General features: G+C 73.5%; 12 protein-coding genes and 1 pseudogene. 11 read left to right on the forward strand and 2 right to left on the reverse strand.

What is annotated here, in order from left to right; all coding sequences use genetic code 11:
* The first annotated feature begins 513 nt into the window (after positions 1-513).
* From AC13HU_RS15475 to AC13HU_RS15495, 5 genes are all read left to right on the forward strand, one after another.
* Positions 514-1,395, forward strand: coding sequence for a J domain-containing protein (locus AC13HU_RS15475; protein ID WP_483042438.1), 882 nt, complete (start codon positions 514-516; stop codon positions 1,393-1,395).
* An 80-nt stretch (positions 1,396-1,475) separates the two neighbouring features.
* On the forward strand, positions 1,476-1,808 hold the full coding sequence (locus tag AC13HU_RS15480; RefSeq protein ID WP_483042439.1) for a rhodanese-like domain-containing protein: 333 nt from the start codon (positions 1,476-1,478) through the stop codon (positions 1,806-1,808).
* 146 nt (positions 1,809-1,954) lie between these two features.
* Positions 1,955-2,704 carry a DUF5819 family protein gene (locus AC13HU_RS15485; RefSeq protein WP_483042440.1) on the forward strand — a complete coding sequence of 250 codons (750 nt, stop codon included), beginning with the start codon at positions 1,955-1,957 and terminating at the stop codon, positions 2,702-2,704.
* A complete protein-coding gene (locus AC13HU_RS15490; protein ID WP_483042441.1) occupies positions 2,701-4,080 on the forward strand; it encodes an HTTM domain-containing protein in 1,380 nt (459 codons plus the stop codon). Before AC13HU_RS15485 ends, AC13HU_RS15490 begins: the two co-directional genes overlap by 4 nt.
* A 91-nt stretch (positions 4,081-4,171) precedes the next feature.
* Positions 4,172-4,990, forward strand: a complete 819-nt coding sequence (locus AC13HU_RS15495; protein WP_483042442.1) for a TrmH family RNA methyltransferase — start codon at positions 4,172-4,174, stop codon at positions 4,988-4,990.
* A 73-nt stretch (positions 4,991-5,063) separates the two neighbouring features.
* Here AC13HU_RS15495 and paaN read toward each other — a convergent pair whose 3' ends face one another.
* Positions 5,064-6,740 carry a phenylacetic acid degradation protein PaaN gene (paaN, locus tag AC13HU_RS15500; protein WP_483042443.1) on the reverse strand — a complete coding sequence of 559 codons (1,677 nt, stop codon included), beginning with the start codon at positions 6,738-6,740 and terminating at the stop codon, positions 5,064-5,066.
* A gap of 224 nt (positions 6,741-6,964) precedes the next feature.
* Here paaN and AC13HU_RS15505 point away from each other — a divergent pair, with 224 nt between their 5' ends.
* Both AC13HU_RS15505 and AC13HU_RS15510 read left to right on the forward strand, forming a co-directional pair.
* Positions 6,965-8,494 (forward strand): 3-hydroxyacyl-CoA dehydrogenase, encoded by a 1,530-nt coding sequence (locus AC13HU_RS15505; protein ID WP_483042444.1) that lies wholly within the window; start codon positions 6,965-6,967, stop codon positions 8,492-8,494.
* The gene (locus AC13HU_RS15510; protein WP_483042445.1) at positions 8,491-9,096 is read left to right on the forward strand and encodes a TetR/AcrR family transcriptional regulator; all 606 of its coding nucleotides are present in this window, start codon (positions 8,491-8,493) and stop codon (positions 9,094-9,096) included. The genes AC13HU_RS15505 and AC13HU_RS15510 overlap by 4 nt, the downstream gene beginning before the upstream one ends.
* 115 nt (positions 9,097-9,211) lie before the next feature.
* Here the strand turns inward: AC13HU_RS15510 and AC13HU_RS15515 are convergent, their stop codons facing one another.
* Positions 9,212-9,736: an Lrp/AsnC family transcriptional regulator gene (locus tag AC13HU_RS15515; protein ID WP_483042446.1), complete on the reverse strand. Its 525-nt coding sequence runs from the start codon at positions 9,734-9,736 to the stop codon at positions 9,212-9,214.
* 181 nt (positions 9,737-9,917) lie between these two features.
* Here AC13HU_RS15515 and pdhA point away from each other — a divergent pair, with 181 nt between their 5' ends.
* The 4 genes and pseudogenes from pdhA to AC13HU_RS15535 all read left to right on the forward strand — a co-directional run.
* Positions 9,918-11,018, forward strand: coding sequence for a pyruvate dehydrogenase (acetyl-transferring) E1 component subunit alpha (gene pdhA, locus AC13HU_RS15520; protein ID WP_483042447.1), 1,101 nt, complete (start codon positions 9,918-9,920; stop codon positions 11,016-11,018).
* Positions 11,015-12,058 carry an alpha-ketoacid dehydrogenase subunit beta gene (locus AC13HU_RS15525; RefSeq protein ID WP_483042448.1) on the forward strand — a complete coding sequence of 348 codons (1,044 nt, stop codon included), beginning with the start codon at positions 11,015-11,017 and terminating at the stop codon, positions 12,056-12,058. Before pdhA ends, AC13HU_RS15525 begins: the two co-directional genes overlap by 4 nt.
* Positions 12,058-13,431, forward strand: a complete 1,374-nt coding sequence (locus tag AC13HU_RS15530; RefSeq protein WP_483042449.1) for a dihydrolipoamide acetyltransferase family protein — start codon at positions 12,058-12,060, stop codon at positions 13,429-13,431. The genes AC13HU_RS15525 and AC13HU_RS15530 overlap by 1 nt, the downstream gene beginning before the upstream one ends.
* A 17-nt stretch (positions 13,432-13,448) precedes the next feature.
* Positions 13,449-14,315: pseudogene (locus AC13HU_RS15535) on the forward strand (NTP transferase domain-containing protein); the annotation flags it as partial.

A 14,315-nucleotide genomic window follows, 5' to 3' on the forward strand; every position in this document is an offset into this window, starting at 1 on the left:
GGCACCGCTGTGCCGGCACCCGGCAAGGGCTCGGTGCGGTCGGAGCGGTCGGTGTGGTGGTCCGGTTCGATGGCATCTGGATGCCCGGTGATCTCGTCCAACGTCGTGCACCTGCGGTCCGGCGCTGAGGTTCCGCGCTGAGTAGGGTCGGCACCCAAGGCAAGCACGAAACGGCCGACCGGGTCGACCGATTGGCCGGATTGGCGCCCTCTCGCGGGATAGTGACGGTTCGTTCGCTGACGGCGATCCGCCGCGGGGGGACGGCTGCGGGTGCGGTGGCGACGCCTGGGGCGCCGGGCCCGAAACGGCCGCGCGGCCGGGTGCGACGTGTGCGGCCTGCCTGGGCGGCCTTCCTGGGCTGTCTGCCTGGCCGGGTGACTCGTACGGGCGACCTGTGCGGCCGGTCCGTCCGCCCGGGAAGTCCGCGCCTGTGGCCCCGGCCGGTGCGTAGCCCACGACTGCGGGCGACCGCGCTCCCGCGAAGATCGATCGTAGAGGGCCTACGCTATCCGGGTGACGAACACCTCCGGACCCGGACCGTTTGCCGCCCCGTCCGCCGCCTCCGCCGATCCGTCCGCCACCGCTGATGCGGACGCCGCGGACGCGGCCGGAGCCGCGCATGTGGACCCGGAGGGCCAGGAGCGGCTGGCGAAGGCGGTGCGTGCCGCAGAGCAGGCGCTGATCGAGTTCGAGATCGCGGTGGAGACCTTCCGGGTCGAGGTGGAGAACTTCTCCCGGCTGCACCACCAGCGGCTCGGCCCGATGTACGCGCGGCTGGACGAGTTGGACGCGCTGATCGCGGAGGCCGTCGCCGCGCACAGCGGCGAGCGGGCCGACATCGAGCGGGCCTGGGAGGCGCGCGCCCTGGTGATGCCGATGCCCGGCGTCGAGGAGCTCTTCGGCGGTCTGCTGGGCGCCGACGGGGTGCGGCCGGTGGAGGACCCCAACCCGCCGCGCCGGGTGCGCCCGGGCAAGGAGGCCCAGCGGCTCTACCGCGAGCTGGTCCGCAAGGCCCACCCCGACCTCGCCCAGGACGACGCCGAGAAGGAGCGCCGCAGCGGCTTCATCGCGCGGGTCAACGAGGCGTACGCGTACGCCGACGAGGAGGGGCTGCGGGAGCTGGCCGCGGAATGGGACGCCGGTCCCGTGCCGGTGGCGGACCTGCCGAGCGAGGCCGAGGTGCTCTACGCCCGGCTGGAGTGGCTCGCCGAGCGCAAGGAGAAGCTGGCCGCGCTGGCCGCGGAGCTCGACGAGAGCGCCATCGGGCAGATGATGAAGCTCGCCCCCGACGACCCCGACGCGCTGCTCAACGAGATCGCCGAGCAGTTGCTCACGCAGGTCTCGCAGCGCGAGGCGCGGCTCGCCGAACTGGTCCACAGGGCTTCCGGCGGCTGAGGTAGCTTTCCCGTAGTTCGTAGTTCGTAGTTCGCATATTCCGTACTTCCGTATTCCCGTGTCCCAGGAGGCCGCGTCCGATGTTCCGCTCCCAGCTCCCCGCGGTGGATGCCTCCGCGGTTCCGGCCGACGCGACCCTCCTCGATGTCCGGGAGGACGACGAGTGGGTCGCCGGGCACGCCGAGGGCGCCCTGCACATCCCGATGGGCGAGGTCGTCGCGCGGATCGCCGAACTGCCCGAGGGCGGCACCGTCCACGTGGTCTGCCGGGTCGGCGGGCGCTCCGCACAGGTCACGCAGTACCTGATCGGGCAGGGCGTGGACGCGGTGAACGTCAGCGGCGGCATGCTCGACTGGGAGTCGGCCGGGCGTCCGGTGATCGACGACAGCGGCGCCGAGGGCTACGTCCTGTAGCACCGCGCGCTCACGCGACTTTCCGTTTCGCAGAGCCGTTCCTGCGCTTGTGGATAACTGGGTAAGGTCACCGCCGGGGCCCCCGGGTGGCTAGCGTGCTGGGCGGCAGTCGGATGCGTCGGGTGCAGCGGAGAGCGGAGAGACGGATGGGGCCAACGGACGGGCCGCCGCCCAATGTGGCGGCGCTGTCGCTGCCCGGGCGGATAGTCGTGGCGGTGACGGTCGGCGCGGTCGCGGTCGGCGCGCTGTTCCACCTGGGGATGGTGTTCTTGTACGTGGCACCGTCGAACACGCTCAGCAAGGAGCACGCTGCCGCCGTCAACGACTACATCTACCCGGAGTTCGAGCAGAACTGGAAGCTGTTCGCCCCTGACCCGCTCCAGCAGAACGTCCACATCCAGGCCCGCGCCGAGGTGCACAGGTCCGGCGGCGGCACCGAGACCACCGGTTGGGTGGACCTGACCGGCATGGACATCGCGGCGATGCGGCACGACCCGCTGCCCAGCCACACGCAGCAGAACGAACTGCGCCGCGCGTGGGGCTACTACACGGACACCCACGACGCCCAGGAGCAGTCGACCTCGCGTGACAGCAGCGACCTGAGCCGCACCTACCTCCAGCGCATCATCCAGGGGCGGCTCGGCCCGAAGCTGAACGGCGGCACCGTGCTCCGTATCCAGGCACGCGCGGCCACCACCCCGGTGGCGCAGCCGTCCTGGAGCGTCGGGGCGTCCGCGCCCACCACCCAGTACCGGACGCTGCCGTGGTGGCTCGTCGACTCCGCCGCCGGAAACGGCACGGCAGTCGACCCGGGCACGACGCCGGCTCCCGGCCCGACCCCGAGCAGCCCCGGCCCGACCACCGTCCCTTCGTCGGGACAGGGGACTTCCTCATGAGCGCCCCCCGTACCCACGCCGAGGCACCCGCCGGCCGGCACGTCCCGGCGACACCCACGTACGCGAGCGTGACCGCCGCGCTCGACCGCGGCATCACGCGCGGCCTGGCCCGGATCACCGGCGGTGCCATCGGCCCGTACCAGAGCGCGGTGGTGCGGGTCGGCATGTCACTGACCTGGCTGCTGTACCTGCTGCGGGAGTTCCCGCACCGTGGCGCGCTCTACGGCCCGCACAGTGCCTGGGGGTTCGACCTGGCGCAGCGGCTGCTGGCCGGCAACCACGCGTTCAGCGTGCTGATGTGGAGCGACAGCCGCGCCTGGTTCGAGATCGGCTACGCCTTCGCGATCCTGGCGAGCGTGGCGCTGCTGCTGGGCTGGCGGACGCGGACGTCCGCGCTGATGTTCATGATCGGGGTGCTGTCGCTCCAGAACCGCAGCGTCTTCATGGGCGACGGCGGCGACAACGTGGTCCACATCATCGCGATCTACCTCGCCTTCACCCGCTGCGGCCTGGTCTGGTCGCTCGACAGCCGCCGGGCGCGACGCCGGGCGGCGGCACAGACGGCCGAGGCGCTCGCGGCGGTGGAGGACGGCGCCCGGGACCCGGGCGCGGACCTGGGCGGGGGCGCGAACGCCGACGTGGCGCCGGTGGTGGGCGCTCGAGCGGCGCGCGCCGGCGTCGATCCGGTCGGCGTCGCGCTGTGGACGGTGTTCGGCGTCGTGCTGCTCGCCGCGTCGTTCGGGGACAAGCTCAGCACCGGCTGGGACCTGATCTTCTGGGCCTGCTGGGTCGGGCAGGCGGTGTGGTGGGCGGTACGCCGCTACGCGCCCGGCGAGCCGCGCACGGTGCTCGACGTCATCGCCAACGTCGTCCACAACGGCGCGATGCTCGTGGTCGTCGTCGAGGTGTGCCTGATCTACTCCACCGCCGGCTGGTACAAGATCCAGGGCAGCCGCTGGCAGGACGGCACCGCGCTGTACTACCCGCTGCACCTGGACGACTTCACGCCCTGGCCGGCGCTGTCCCACACGCTGGCGAGTCACGCCGTCATGGTCATGCTGATCACCTACGGCACGGTGATCGTCCAGGTCGCCTTCCCCTTCACCCTCTTCAACCGCCGGGTGAAGAACGTGCTGCTGGTCGGGATGATCATCGAGCACGCCTCGATCGCCGTGGTGCTCGGCCTGCCCTTCTTCTCGCTCGCGATGGTCTCCGCCGACGCGGTCTTCCTGCCGACCGGGTTCCTGCTCTGGGCCGAGCACCGGATCACCGGCCGTCGCCGCGGCCGGGAGCGCGCCACCGGGGCCCTCCCGGGTCAGCGCGCCGAGGACCTGGCCGAACCCGCCGTGGGTCCGCCACCGTCCGCCGTCAGCTGACGGGCCCGCCTCGCCGGCCGCCCCGCCCGCGAGTTGGCGCCGGACGGGCTCGCCCGGCGGGACACCTTGGCCCGGCCCGTAGGCTGAGCGCATGACCGAGGACGAGGCCGCGCGGCCTGGGAGCGGCGCGGCCGCGGTGCGGCGCTGGCAGGCGGCGGCGGGCCCGGAGTGTGTGCTGCTCGACGGCTTCCACGCCCTCAAGCACGCGCTGCGCTTCGGCGCCGACGTACGGGTCGCCGTGACCACCGACCGGGCCGGGCTGCTGCGGCTGGCCGCCGAGTTGGCGCCCGACCTCGCCGCGGAACTGGCCGAGCGGGTCGTCGAGGTGCCGGGCCCGGTGTTGCGCGAACTGGTGCCCCGGGTGCACCCGACCGGGGTGGCCGCGCTCGCCGCCCGCCGGGACCGTGCCGCGAACCTGGCCGAACTGCACCGCCTGCCCCGGCTCGCCCCGCTGGTCGTGCTGGACTCCCCGCGCAACCTCGGCAACGTCGGTGCCGTCATCCGCCTCGCCGCCGGTTTCGCCGCCACCGGGGTCGTGACCACCGGCGACCTCGACCCCTGGCACCCCAACGCCGTACGGTCCGGCGCCGGGCTGCACTACGCCACCGCGGTCGAGCGCGCCGACCCCGGCGAGCTGCCGCCGGGCCCCCGCTATGTCCTCGACCCGGAGGGCGAGGACATCCGCGACACCGGCCTGCCCGACGACGCGCTCGTGGTCTTCGGCTCCGAGCGGCACGGCGTCTCCGCCGCGCTGCGCGACCGGGCCGACGCGCTGGTGTCGCTGCCGATGCGGGCGCAGGTCTCCAGCTACAACCTCGCCACCAGTGTGGGCATGGCGCTCTATCACTGGGCGGCCACCTCCCGCTCGCCGCTGGTGCCGGGGCGGAGCGGGCCGGGCCGGGCGCGCTGAGCTGAGCCGGGCGCACTGAGCCGGGCGCCGGTCCGGCCTGCCCTGGTCCACTTGCGGCAGGCCGGGGCGCCGGTCAGGCCGGGCGGCGCACCTCCACCATCCGGAAGCGGTTGGCGACGAAGGCTCCGTCGCACAGGGCGGCGTTCGCCGCAGGGTTGCCGCCCGAGCCGTGGAAGTCGGAGAACGCGGCGGTCTGGTTGACGTACACCCCGCCGGTGAGGTTCAAGGAGAGCTGGGCGCACTCCTCGAAGCAGACCTCCTCCAGCGCCCGTTCGACCTGCGCGGATGTGGTGTATCCGGCCACGGTCATGGCGCCCTTGTCCCGGATGCTGCGGCGCAGCAGCTCCAGCGCGTCGGCGGTGGAGTCGACGGCCACGGCGAAGGAGACCGGCCCGAAGCACTCCGTCAGGTAGGCGGACTCGGCGTCCGGCTTCGCGCCGTCCAGCGAGATGAGCGCGGGGGTGCGGACCACGGCGTGCGGGAAGTCGGGGTGGGTGACCGCCCGGGAGGCGAGCGCCACGTCGCCGATGCCGGGGGCGGCGTCGAGCCGGGACTTCACGTCGGCGTTGACCAGGGCGCCGAGCAGGGCGTTGGCCCGGGCGTCGTCGCCGAGGAGTTGGTCGACGGCGGCGGCGAGGTCGGCGACCACTTCGTCGTAACTGCGGGGGCCCTGGTCGGTGCTGATGCCGTCGCGGGGGATCAACAGGTTTTGCGGGGTGGTGCACATCTGGCCGCTGTAGAGGGACAGCGAGAAGGCGAGGTTGGCGAGCATGCCGCGGTAGTCGTCGGTGGAGTCGATCACCACGGTGTTGACGCCGGCCTTCTCGGTGTAGACCTGGGCCTGCCGCGCGTGGGTCTCCAGCCAGTCGCCGAAGGAGGTGGACCCGGTGTAGTCGATGAGGCGGATCTCGGGGCGCAGCGCGAGGGTCTTGGCGAGCCCTTCACCCGGACGGTCCACCGCCAGGCAGACCAGATCCCGCGGGTATCCCGCCTCGGCGAGCACCTCGCGGGCGATCCCGACGGTCAGCGCGAGCGGCAGCACGGCCTGCGGGTGCGGCTTGACCAGCACCGCGTTTCCGGTCGCGAGGGAGGCGAACAGGCCCGGATAGCCGTTCCACGTCGGGAAGGTGTTGCAGCCGATGACCAGGCCGATGCCGCGGGGCACCGCGGTGAACGTCTTGCGCAGGCCGATCGGGTCCCGCTTGCCCTGCGGCTTGGTCCACTCCGCGGTCTCCGGGGTGCGGACCTGCTCCATGTACGCATACGCGACCGCCTCCACGCCGCGGTCCTGCGCGTGGGGGCCGCCGGCCTGGAGGGCCATGGTGAACGCCTGGCCGGTGGTGTGCATCACGGCGTGCGCGAACTCTTGGGTCCGCGCGTTGATCCGCGTGATGATCTCCAGGCAGACCAGGGCGCGGATCTCGGGACCGGCCTCGCGCCAGGCCGGCATCGCCGCGCGCATGGCGGGCAGCAGCACGTCCGGATCGGGGTGGGGGTACTGGATGTCGAGCGCGATGCCGTACGGCGAGTGCTCGTCGCCGGTCCATTCGTCGGTGCCCGGCTGGTCGAGCGGGAAGCGGGCGCCGAGGCGCGCTTCGAAGGCGGCGCGGCCGGCCTCGGGGTCGGGATACGCCTTGGGGTGCTCGGGGTGCGGTGACCAGAACGCGCGGGTCCTGACGGCCTCCAGTGCCTGGTCGAGGGTGCCGCGGTGGCGGTCGACCAGGAGCACGGTGGAGAGATCGGCGGGCATGGGACCAACTCCTCGTCGAGCTGGGCTGAGTGGCGGGGACACCGCTACATTAACCGAATGTTCGGTCGGGACAAGAGGAACTTCTCGGCCTGTGGATAAGACGGACCCGCAAGTGGAGGGTGGGAGCCATCGGCCCGCGACGCCGCCCTTCATTTGCCGGCCGGTCCAACTTCCCGGACCGTCCCGCGGACGATGTCGACGACCTCGGCGAGGAGAGAACAACCGTGACCGCACCAGATCTGACCAGCACCGTCGCCGTCGTCGGCGCGGGCACCATGGGCCAGGGGATCGCGCAGGTCGCGCTGGTCGCCGGCCATCACGTCCTGGTCCACGACGCCGTGCCGGGCCGGGCCCGTGCGGCCGTGGCCGCGGTCACCGCCCGGCTGGACCGGTTGGTCGAGAAGAGCCGGCTCGGCACGCAGGAGCGCGCGTCGGCACTCGCCCGGCTTGCGGCGGCCGAGACCGTCGCCGACCTGGTGCCCGCCCGGCTCGTCGTGGAGGCCGTGGTCGAGGACCTGGCCGTCAAGCAGGGGCTCTTCGCCGAACTGGAGCGGGTGGTCGCCGACGACTGCCTGCTGGCGACGAACACCTCCTCCCTGTCGGTGACCGCCGTGGCGAGCGGCCTGCGCCGCCCGGGCCGGCTGGTCGGGCTGCACTTCTTCAACCCGGCGCCGCTGCTGCCGCTGGTCGAGGTGGTCGCGGGCGCGGCCGGTGACCCGGCCGCCGTGACCGCGGCCTTCGAACTCGCCGCCGCCTGGGGCAAGACCCCGGTGCGCTGCACCGACACCCCCGGCTTCCTGGTCAACCGCATTGCCCGCCCCTTCTACGCCGAGGCGTTGCGCGTCTACGAGGAGCGGGCCGCCGACCCGGCCACCATCGACGCCCTGCTGCGCGAGAGCGGCGGTTTCGCGATGGGCGCGTTCGAACTGACCGACCTGATCGGCCAGGACGTCAACGAGGCGGTCACCCGCTCGGTGTGGGAGGCGTACGGCCGTGATCCGAAGTTCGGGCCCTCGCTGGCGCAGCGCCGGCTGGTGGAGTCGGGGCGGCTCGGCCGCAAGGCGGGGCGCGGCTGGTTCCCGTATGGCCCGGCCCACAGCGCGGCCGAGGTGGCGGCGGCCACTGAGCCGCACACCGCCGACGCGGCCATGGCGCCGCAGTTCGTCACCGTCCGCGGAGCGCTCGGCCCGGCCGCGGAACTGGCCGCGCTCGCCGAGGAGGCGCGGGTGGAGGTGCGCCGGGAACCGGCGGCGCCCGGGACGCCGGGCGCGCTCGTCCTGCCCGGCGGTGTCAGCGTGCACCTGGCCGACGGGCGGCTGCCGGGCGAGCCGTCGATCCAGTTCGACCTGGCGCTGGACTACCGGGCCGCCGCCAGGGTGGCGATCGCGCCGACCGCCGGGGTGCACGCCGACGCCGTCGCCGAGGCGACCGGCCTGTTCCAGGCCATGGGCAAGGAGGTCAGCGTCATCCGGGACGTGCCCGGCATGGTGGTCGCCCGCACCGTTGCGATGCTGGTGGACTTCGCGCTGGACGCCGTCGCCAGGGAGGTGGCGTCCGCGCACGATGTGGACACCGCGATGCGGCTGGGCGTGAACTACCCGCTGGGACCGCTGGAGTGGGGCGAGCGGATCTCGCTGCCCTACGTGCGGGACCTGCTGGACGGCCTGCACGCCTGGTACCCCACCGGACGGTACGCGCCCAGCCCGGAACTGAGGCGGCGTGCGGCGGCGGCACGAGATGTGGTCTGCTCATGACCATGCCCAAGCGCGACACCTACACACCGGACTCGCTGCTCGCCGTGGCCGTCGAGGTCTTCAACGAGCGCGGTTACGACGGCACGTCCATGGAGCACCTGTCGCAGGCGGCGGGCATCTCCAAGTCCTCGATCTACCACCATGTACGCGGCAAGGAGGAACTGCTCAACCGGGCGGTCGGCCGCGCCCTGGAGGGCCTGTTCGGCATCCTCGACGAGCCCGGCGCGATCGCCGGCCGCGCGGTGGACCGGCTGGAGTACGTCACCCGGCGCACCACGGACGTGCTGGTCGAGGAGTTGCCGTACGTCACCTTGCTGCTGCGGGTGCGCGGCAACACCGGCACCGAGCGGTGGGCGATGGAGCGGCGCAGGGATTTCGACCAGCGGGTGGTCGCGCTGCTCAAGGCCGCCGTCGCCGAGGGCGACCTGCGCGCCGATGTGGAGCCCCGGCTCGCCACGCGGCTGCTGTTCGGCATGATCAACTCGGTGGTGGAGTGGTACCGCCCGGACAGCCGCGGCCCCGTACAGGCCGAGCAGGTCGCGGACGCGGTCGTGCGGCTGGCCTTCGACGGACTGCGGACACAGCCGGACGCCCGGTCCTGACGAGGGCCGTGAGCCGTGTACGGCGGGGCCTGTACCGGCCCAGGATCCGGTACGGCCGTCCGCGGTGCGTGCGTATGGCCGTCCCCGTTGCGGGCAAACCTTGCCGGGAGGGGCACTAGATCGTCGGGTACCCGCCCGGGCCGTTCTCCTGCTGCGGCCAGTCCCCGACCACCAGGTCGGTCTCCTCGAAGACCAGCAGCGTGCGGCTGCTCAGCACCTCCTCGATCGCCTGGAGCCGGGTGAGCACCAGCTCGCGCAGGCTGCGGTTGTCGATCGTGTGCACCAGCAGCAGGACGTCGAAGTCCCCGCTGACCAGTGCGATATGGACGACACCCGGAAGAGTGACGAGTTTCTGCCGGACGGTGCGCCACGAGTTCTGGACGATCTTGAGCGTGATGTACGCGGAGGCGCCGTGCCCGGCTCGTTCGTGGTCGACCCGGGCACTGAATCCTCGGATCACTCCGTCCTCGACGAGCCGGTTGATCCGGGCATACGCGTTGGCCCGGGAGACGTGCACCCGCTCGGCCACGGAGCGTATCGACGCTCTGCCGTCCTCCTGGAGCAGCCGCAGGATCGTGCGGTCGATCGGGTCCAGAGGTCGGACCCCCCGTGCGTCTTCGGCCATCTGTTCTCTCGCCATCCCCCCGTGACTCCTTAGCATGGACGTACTGGCTCCATCTCAGGCTGTGCAGAACCGTTTGTCCACAGGCCGAAGTACCCCGTAGCCAAAATGCCTCCGGCGACCGAACAATCGGTTGGGAGAGCGAGACCCGCTCGCCGCCCCGACCCCACAGGTCACCGATCACAAGGAGGTGCTCGCGATGACTGTCCTGGACACCCCCGCCTGGCGCCCGCGCACCGAAGCCGGGCCGTTGTTGCCCGACCAGGAGCCGTTCCGGCTGCTCGGCACCCCCGAGGCCGCCCGGCTCGCACCCGCGCTGCTCACCGAGCTGTATGGGCAACTCGTCCGTGGCCGCCGGTTCAACCGGCAGGCGACCGCGCTGACCAAGCAGGGCCGGCTCGCGGTCTACCCGTCGAGCACCGGCCAGGAGGCGTGCGAGGTCGCCGCCGCGCTCGCGCTCGGCCCGCGTGACTGGCTCTTCCCCAGCTACCGCGACACCCTCGCGGTGGTCGCCCGCGGCGTGGACCCGGTCGAGGCGCTGACGCTGCTGCGCGGCGACTGGCACACCGGGTACGACCCGCGCGAGACCCGGGTGGCCCCGCTCAGTACCCCGCTGGCCACCCAGTTGCCGCACGCGGTCGGCCTCGCGCACGCCGCCCGGCTCAGCGGTGACGACGTGGCGGCGCTGGCCATGGTCGGCGACGGCGGCACCAGCGAGGGCGACTTCCACGAGGCGCTGAACTTCGCGGCGGTGTGGAAGGCCCCGGTGGTCTTCCTGGTGCAGAACAACGGCTTCGCGATCTCCGTGCCGCTGGCCAAGCAGAGCGCCGCGCCGTCCTTCGCCCACAAGGCGGTCGGCTACGGCATGCCCGGCCGGCTCGTGGACGGCAACGACGCGGCGGCCGTCCACCAGGTGCTCACCGAAGCGGTGGACCGGGCCCGCGCGGGCCGCGGCCCCACCCTGGTCGAGGCGGTCACCTACCGGATCGACGCGCACACCAATGCCGACGACGCGACGCGTTACCGCGACGAGGACGAGGTCGCCGCCTGGCGCGCGCACGACCCGATCACCCTGCTGGAGCGCGAGCTGACCGACCGCGGCCTGCTCGACGACGCGCTGCGGCAGCGCACCACCGACGACGCGGAGGCGCTGGCCGCGGCCCTGCGCGAGCGCATGCACGACGACCCGCGGCTGGACCCGATGGAGCTGTTCGCGCACGTCTACGCGGAGCCCACGCAGCAACTGCGCGAGCAGGAAGCCATGCTGCGCGCCGAGCTGGCAGCGGAGCAGCGGTCATGAGCCCCTCCTCCTCGGCGGCCGCCGCCCCGGCCGCGGCGCCCGCTTCCCCCGCCAGGAAGCCCGCCACCATGGCGCAGGCGCTCAACCAGGCGCTGCGGGACGCGCTCAGCGCCGACCCGGCGGTCCATGTGCTCGGCGAGGACGTCGGCACCCTCGGCGGCGTCTTCCGGATCACCGACGGCCTGGCCCGCGACTTCGGCGACGACCGCTGCACCGACACCCCGCTCGCCGAGGCGGGCATCCTCGGCGCCGCGGTCGGCATGGCGATGTACGGGCTGCGGCCGGTGGTCGAGATGCAGTTCGACGCCTTCGCCTACCCCTCGTTCGAGCAACTCGTCAGCCATGTGGCCCGGATGCGCAACCGCACCCGGGGCGCGCTGCCGCTGCCGATCACCGTCCGCATCCCTTACGGCGGCGGCATCGGGGGCGTCGAGCACCACAGCGACTCCTCCGAGGCGTACTACCTGCACACCCCGGGACTGCACGTGGTGACGCCGGCGACCGTCGAGGACGCCTACGGGCTGCTGCGGGCCGCCATCGCCTCCGACGACCCGGTGGTGTTCCTGGAGCCCAAGCGGCTGTACTGGTCGAAGGCCGACTGGTCGCCGCAGGAGCCGCGCGAAGTCCCGCCGATCGGGCGCGCGGTGGTACGGCGCGCCGGGCACAGCGCCACCCTGATCACCTACGGCCCCTCGCTGCCGGTGTGCCTGGAGGCCGCGGAGGCGGCGAAGGAGGAGGGCTGGGACCTGGGCGTGGTGGACCTGCGCAGCCTGGTGCCGTTCGACGAGGAGACGGTGGCGGAGGTGGTGCGCGGCACCGGGCGGGCGGTCGTGGTGCACGAGTCGTCCGGGTTCGGCGGCGCGGGCGCGGAGATCGCCGCGCGGATCACCGAGCGGTGCTTCCACCACCTTCAGGCGCCGGTGCTGCGGGTGTCCGGGTTCGACATCCCCTACCCGCCGCCGATGCTGGAACGGCACCATCTGCCCGGAGTCGACCGGATTCTGGACGCGGTCGGGCGCCTGCAGTGGGAGGAGGGGTGATGGCCGCGGTCAAGGAGTTCACCCTGCCCGACCTCGGCGAAGGGCTCACCGAGGCCGAGATCGTGCGCTGGCTGGTCGAGGTCGGCGAGGTCGTCGCGGTGGACCAGCCGGTGGTCGAGGTGGAGACGGCGAAGGCCGTGGTGGAGGTGCCCTGCCCCTACGGAGGGGTGGTCACCGCGCGGTTCGGGGAAGAGGGCGACACCCTGGCGGTCGGCCGACCGCTGGTGACGGTCGCGGTCGGCGCGGACCCGGGCACGGGCGGCGGTGACGGCGACGGTGACAGCGGCGCGCCCGAGGGCTCGGGGAACGTGCTGGTCGGCTACGGCACCCAGGCGGCGGTCGCCCGCAGGCGCGGCCGGGTCAGGGCGGTGAACGCGGCGATCGGCCATGAGACGGCGACCGATGGCGCGAGGCCCCTGCGCGGGGACGTCGGTCACCCGAACGGCGGACCGATCGCGGTCATCTCGCCGCTGGTGCGCCGGCTCGCCCGGGAGAAGGGCCTGGACCTGCGGGCGCTGACCGGCACCGGCCCCGACGGGCTGATCCTGCGGGCCGACGTGGATCGGGCGGCGGGCGCCGCCGCAGGTACCGCGGCGAGTGCCCCGACCGCCCAGGCGGGGCCGGAGGCGGCGGCCCGGCCGCCCGTCGACGGCGAGGTGCGGGTGCCGCTGCGCGGGATTCGCGGCGCGGTCGCGGAGAAGCTGGCGCGAAGCAGGCGGGAGATCCCCGACGCCACCTGCTGGGTCGACGCGGACGCCACGGAACTGCTCGCGGCGCGCGCGGCGATGAACGCGGCGGCTGCCACGGCGGGCGCGGGCGGCAGCGGCAATGGCGGCACCCGGATATCGGTGCTGGCGCTCATGGCCCGGATCGTGACGGCGGCGCTGGCCCGACACCCGGAGCTGAACGCGTCGGTGGACACCGCGCGGGGCGAGATCGTACGGCTGCCGGCCGTGCACCTCGGCTTCGCCGCGCAGACCGACCGCGGCCTGGTCGTACCGGTGGTGCGGGACGCGCAGGCCAGGACCACCGCTCAGCTGTCGGCGGAGATCGGCCGGCTGACGGAGGCGGCCAGGACCGGGTCGCTGACGCCCGCCGAGCTGACCGGCGGGACCTTCACGCTCAACAACTACGGCGTGTTCGGGGTGGACGGCTCGACGCCGATCCTCAACCACCCCGAGGCGGGCATGCTCGGGGTCGGCCGGATCGCGGCCAAGCCGTGGGTCCACCAAGGGGAGTTGGCGGTGCGGCAGGTGGTGCAGCTGTCGTTCACCTTCGACCACCGGGTGTGCGACGGCGGCACGGCGGGCGGCTTCCTGCGGTTCGTGGCCGACTGCGTGCAGGACCCGGCGGTGCTGCTCGCCTCGGTCTGAGCGGCATACTCGCGGGCATGACGACGCGCTACGACGCGGTGGTGCCGGCCGGTGGTGCGGCCCGCCGGCTCGGCGGCACCGACAAGCCCGCGCTGCCGGTCGGCGGCCTGATGCTGCTCGACCGGGTGCTCGCGGCCTGCGCGGCGGCGGGCGAGACCGTGGTGGTCGGCCCGCGCCTGCCGACCGTACGGCCGGTGCGCTGGGCCCGTGAGGAGCCGCCCGGCGGCGGGCCGGTGCCGGCGCTGGCCGCCGGGCTCGCCGCGCTGGCCGCGGCCGGGCCGGGCGGGTCCGGTGCGCGTGCCGCGGACGTGGTCGTGGTGCTCGCCGCCGACCTGCCGTTCCTGACGGCGGCGACGGTCGGCGCGCTGGCGGACGCGGCGGCCGACGCCGACCGCGGGGTGGAGGGAGTGCTGCTCACCGACGCGGACGGGCGGGACCAGCCGCTCGCCGCCGCGTACCGGCTGGAGCCGTTGCGTCGTGAACTGGCCCTGCTCGCAGGGGAGTACGGCGGTCTTGCCGGGCTGCCGCTGCGGCTGCTCACCGGCGAACTGGCACTGCGCAGGATGGCCGACCCGACCGGTGAGGCATCGTTCGACTGCGACACCTGGGACGACGTGGCGGCGGCCCGGGCCAGGCTGGAGCGCCGGTCCGAGGGGTGAGCCTGCGCGTTGCCCGGGCCGGGATCGGGGACGATGGGCGTGTGTTGGACGAATGGATCGCAGCAGCCAAGACCGAACTGGGCATCGACCTCGACGTGGACACCCGCGTCCTGCTCGACCTCGCCCGCGACGCGGCACACGGGGTGGCGCGGCCGGCGGCGCCACTGACCACGTTCCTCGTGGGGTATGCCGCCGGGCGGGCGGGCGGCGGTCCGGACGCGGTGC

The sequence above is a fragment of the Streptomyces sp. NH27 genome (assembly GCF_056859195.1).

What these genes read in the sequence shown, in the direction of transcription:
- AC13HU_RS15510 (WP_483042445.1), top strand. Translation starts at nt 8,491, where the DNA reads ATGACCATGCCCAAGCGCGACACCTACACACCGGACTCGCTGCTCGCC.
- AC13HU_RS15515 (WP_483042446.1), bottom strand. Translation starts at nt 9,736, where the DNA reads ATGGCGAGAGAACAGATGGCCGAAGACGCACGGGGGGTCCGACCTCTG.
- pdhA (WP_483042447.1), top strand. Translation starts at nt 9,918, where the DNA reads ATGACTGTCCTGGACACCCCCGCCTGGCGCCCGCGCACCGAAGCCGGG.
- AC13HU_RS15495 (WP_483042442.1), top strand. Translation starts at nt 4,172, where the DNA reads ATGACCGAGGACGAGGCCGCGCGGCCTGGGAGCGGCGCGGCCGCGGTG.
- AC13HU_RS15530 (WP_483042449.1), top strand. Translation starts at nt 12,058, where the DNA reads ATGGCCGCGGTCAAGGAGTTCACCCTGCCCGACCTCGGCGAAGGGCTC.
- AC13HU_RS15490 (WP_483042441.1), top strand. Translation starts at nt 2,701, where the DNA reads ATGAGCGCCCCCCGTACCCACGCCGAGGCACCCGCCGGCCGGCACGTC.
- AC13HU_RS15480 (WP_483042439.1), top strand. Translation starts at nt 1,476, where the DNA reads ATGTTCCGCTCCCAGCTCCCCGCGGTGGATGCCTCCGCGGTTCCGGCC.
- AC13HU_RS15525 (WP_483042448.1), top strand. Translation starts at nt 11,015, where the DNA reads ATGAGCCCCTCCTCCTCGGCGGCCGCCGCCCCGGCCGCGGCGCCCGCT.
- paaN (WP_483042443.1), bottom strand. Translation starts at nt 6,740, where the DNA reads ATGCCCGCCGATCTCTCCACCGTGCTCCTGGTCGACCGCCACCGCGGC.
- AC13HU_RS15485 (WP_483042440.1), top strand. Translation starts at nt 1,955, where the DNA reads ATGGGGCCAACGGACGGGCCGCCGCCCAATGTGGCGGCGCTGTCGCTG.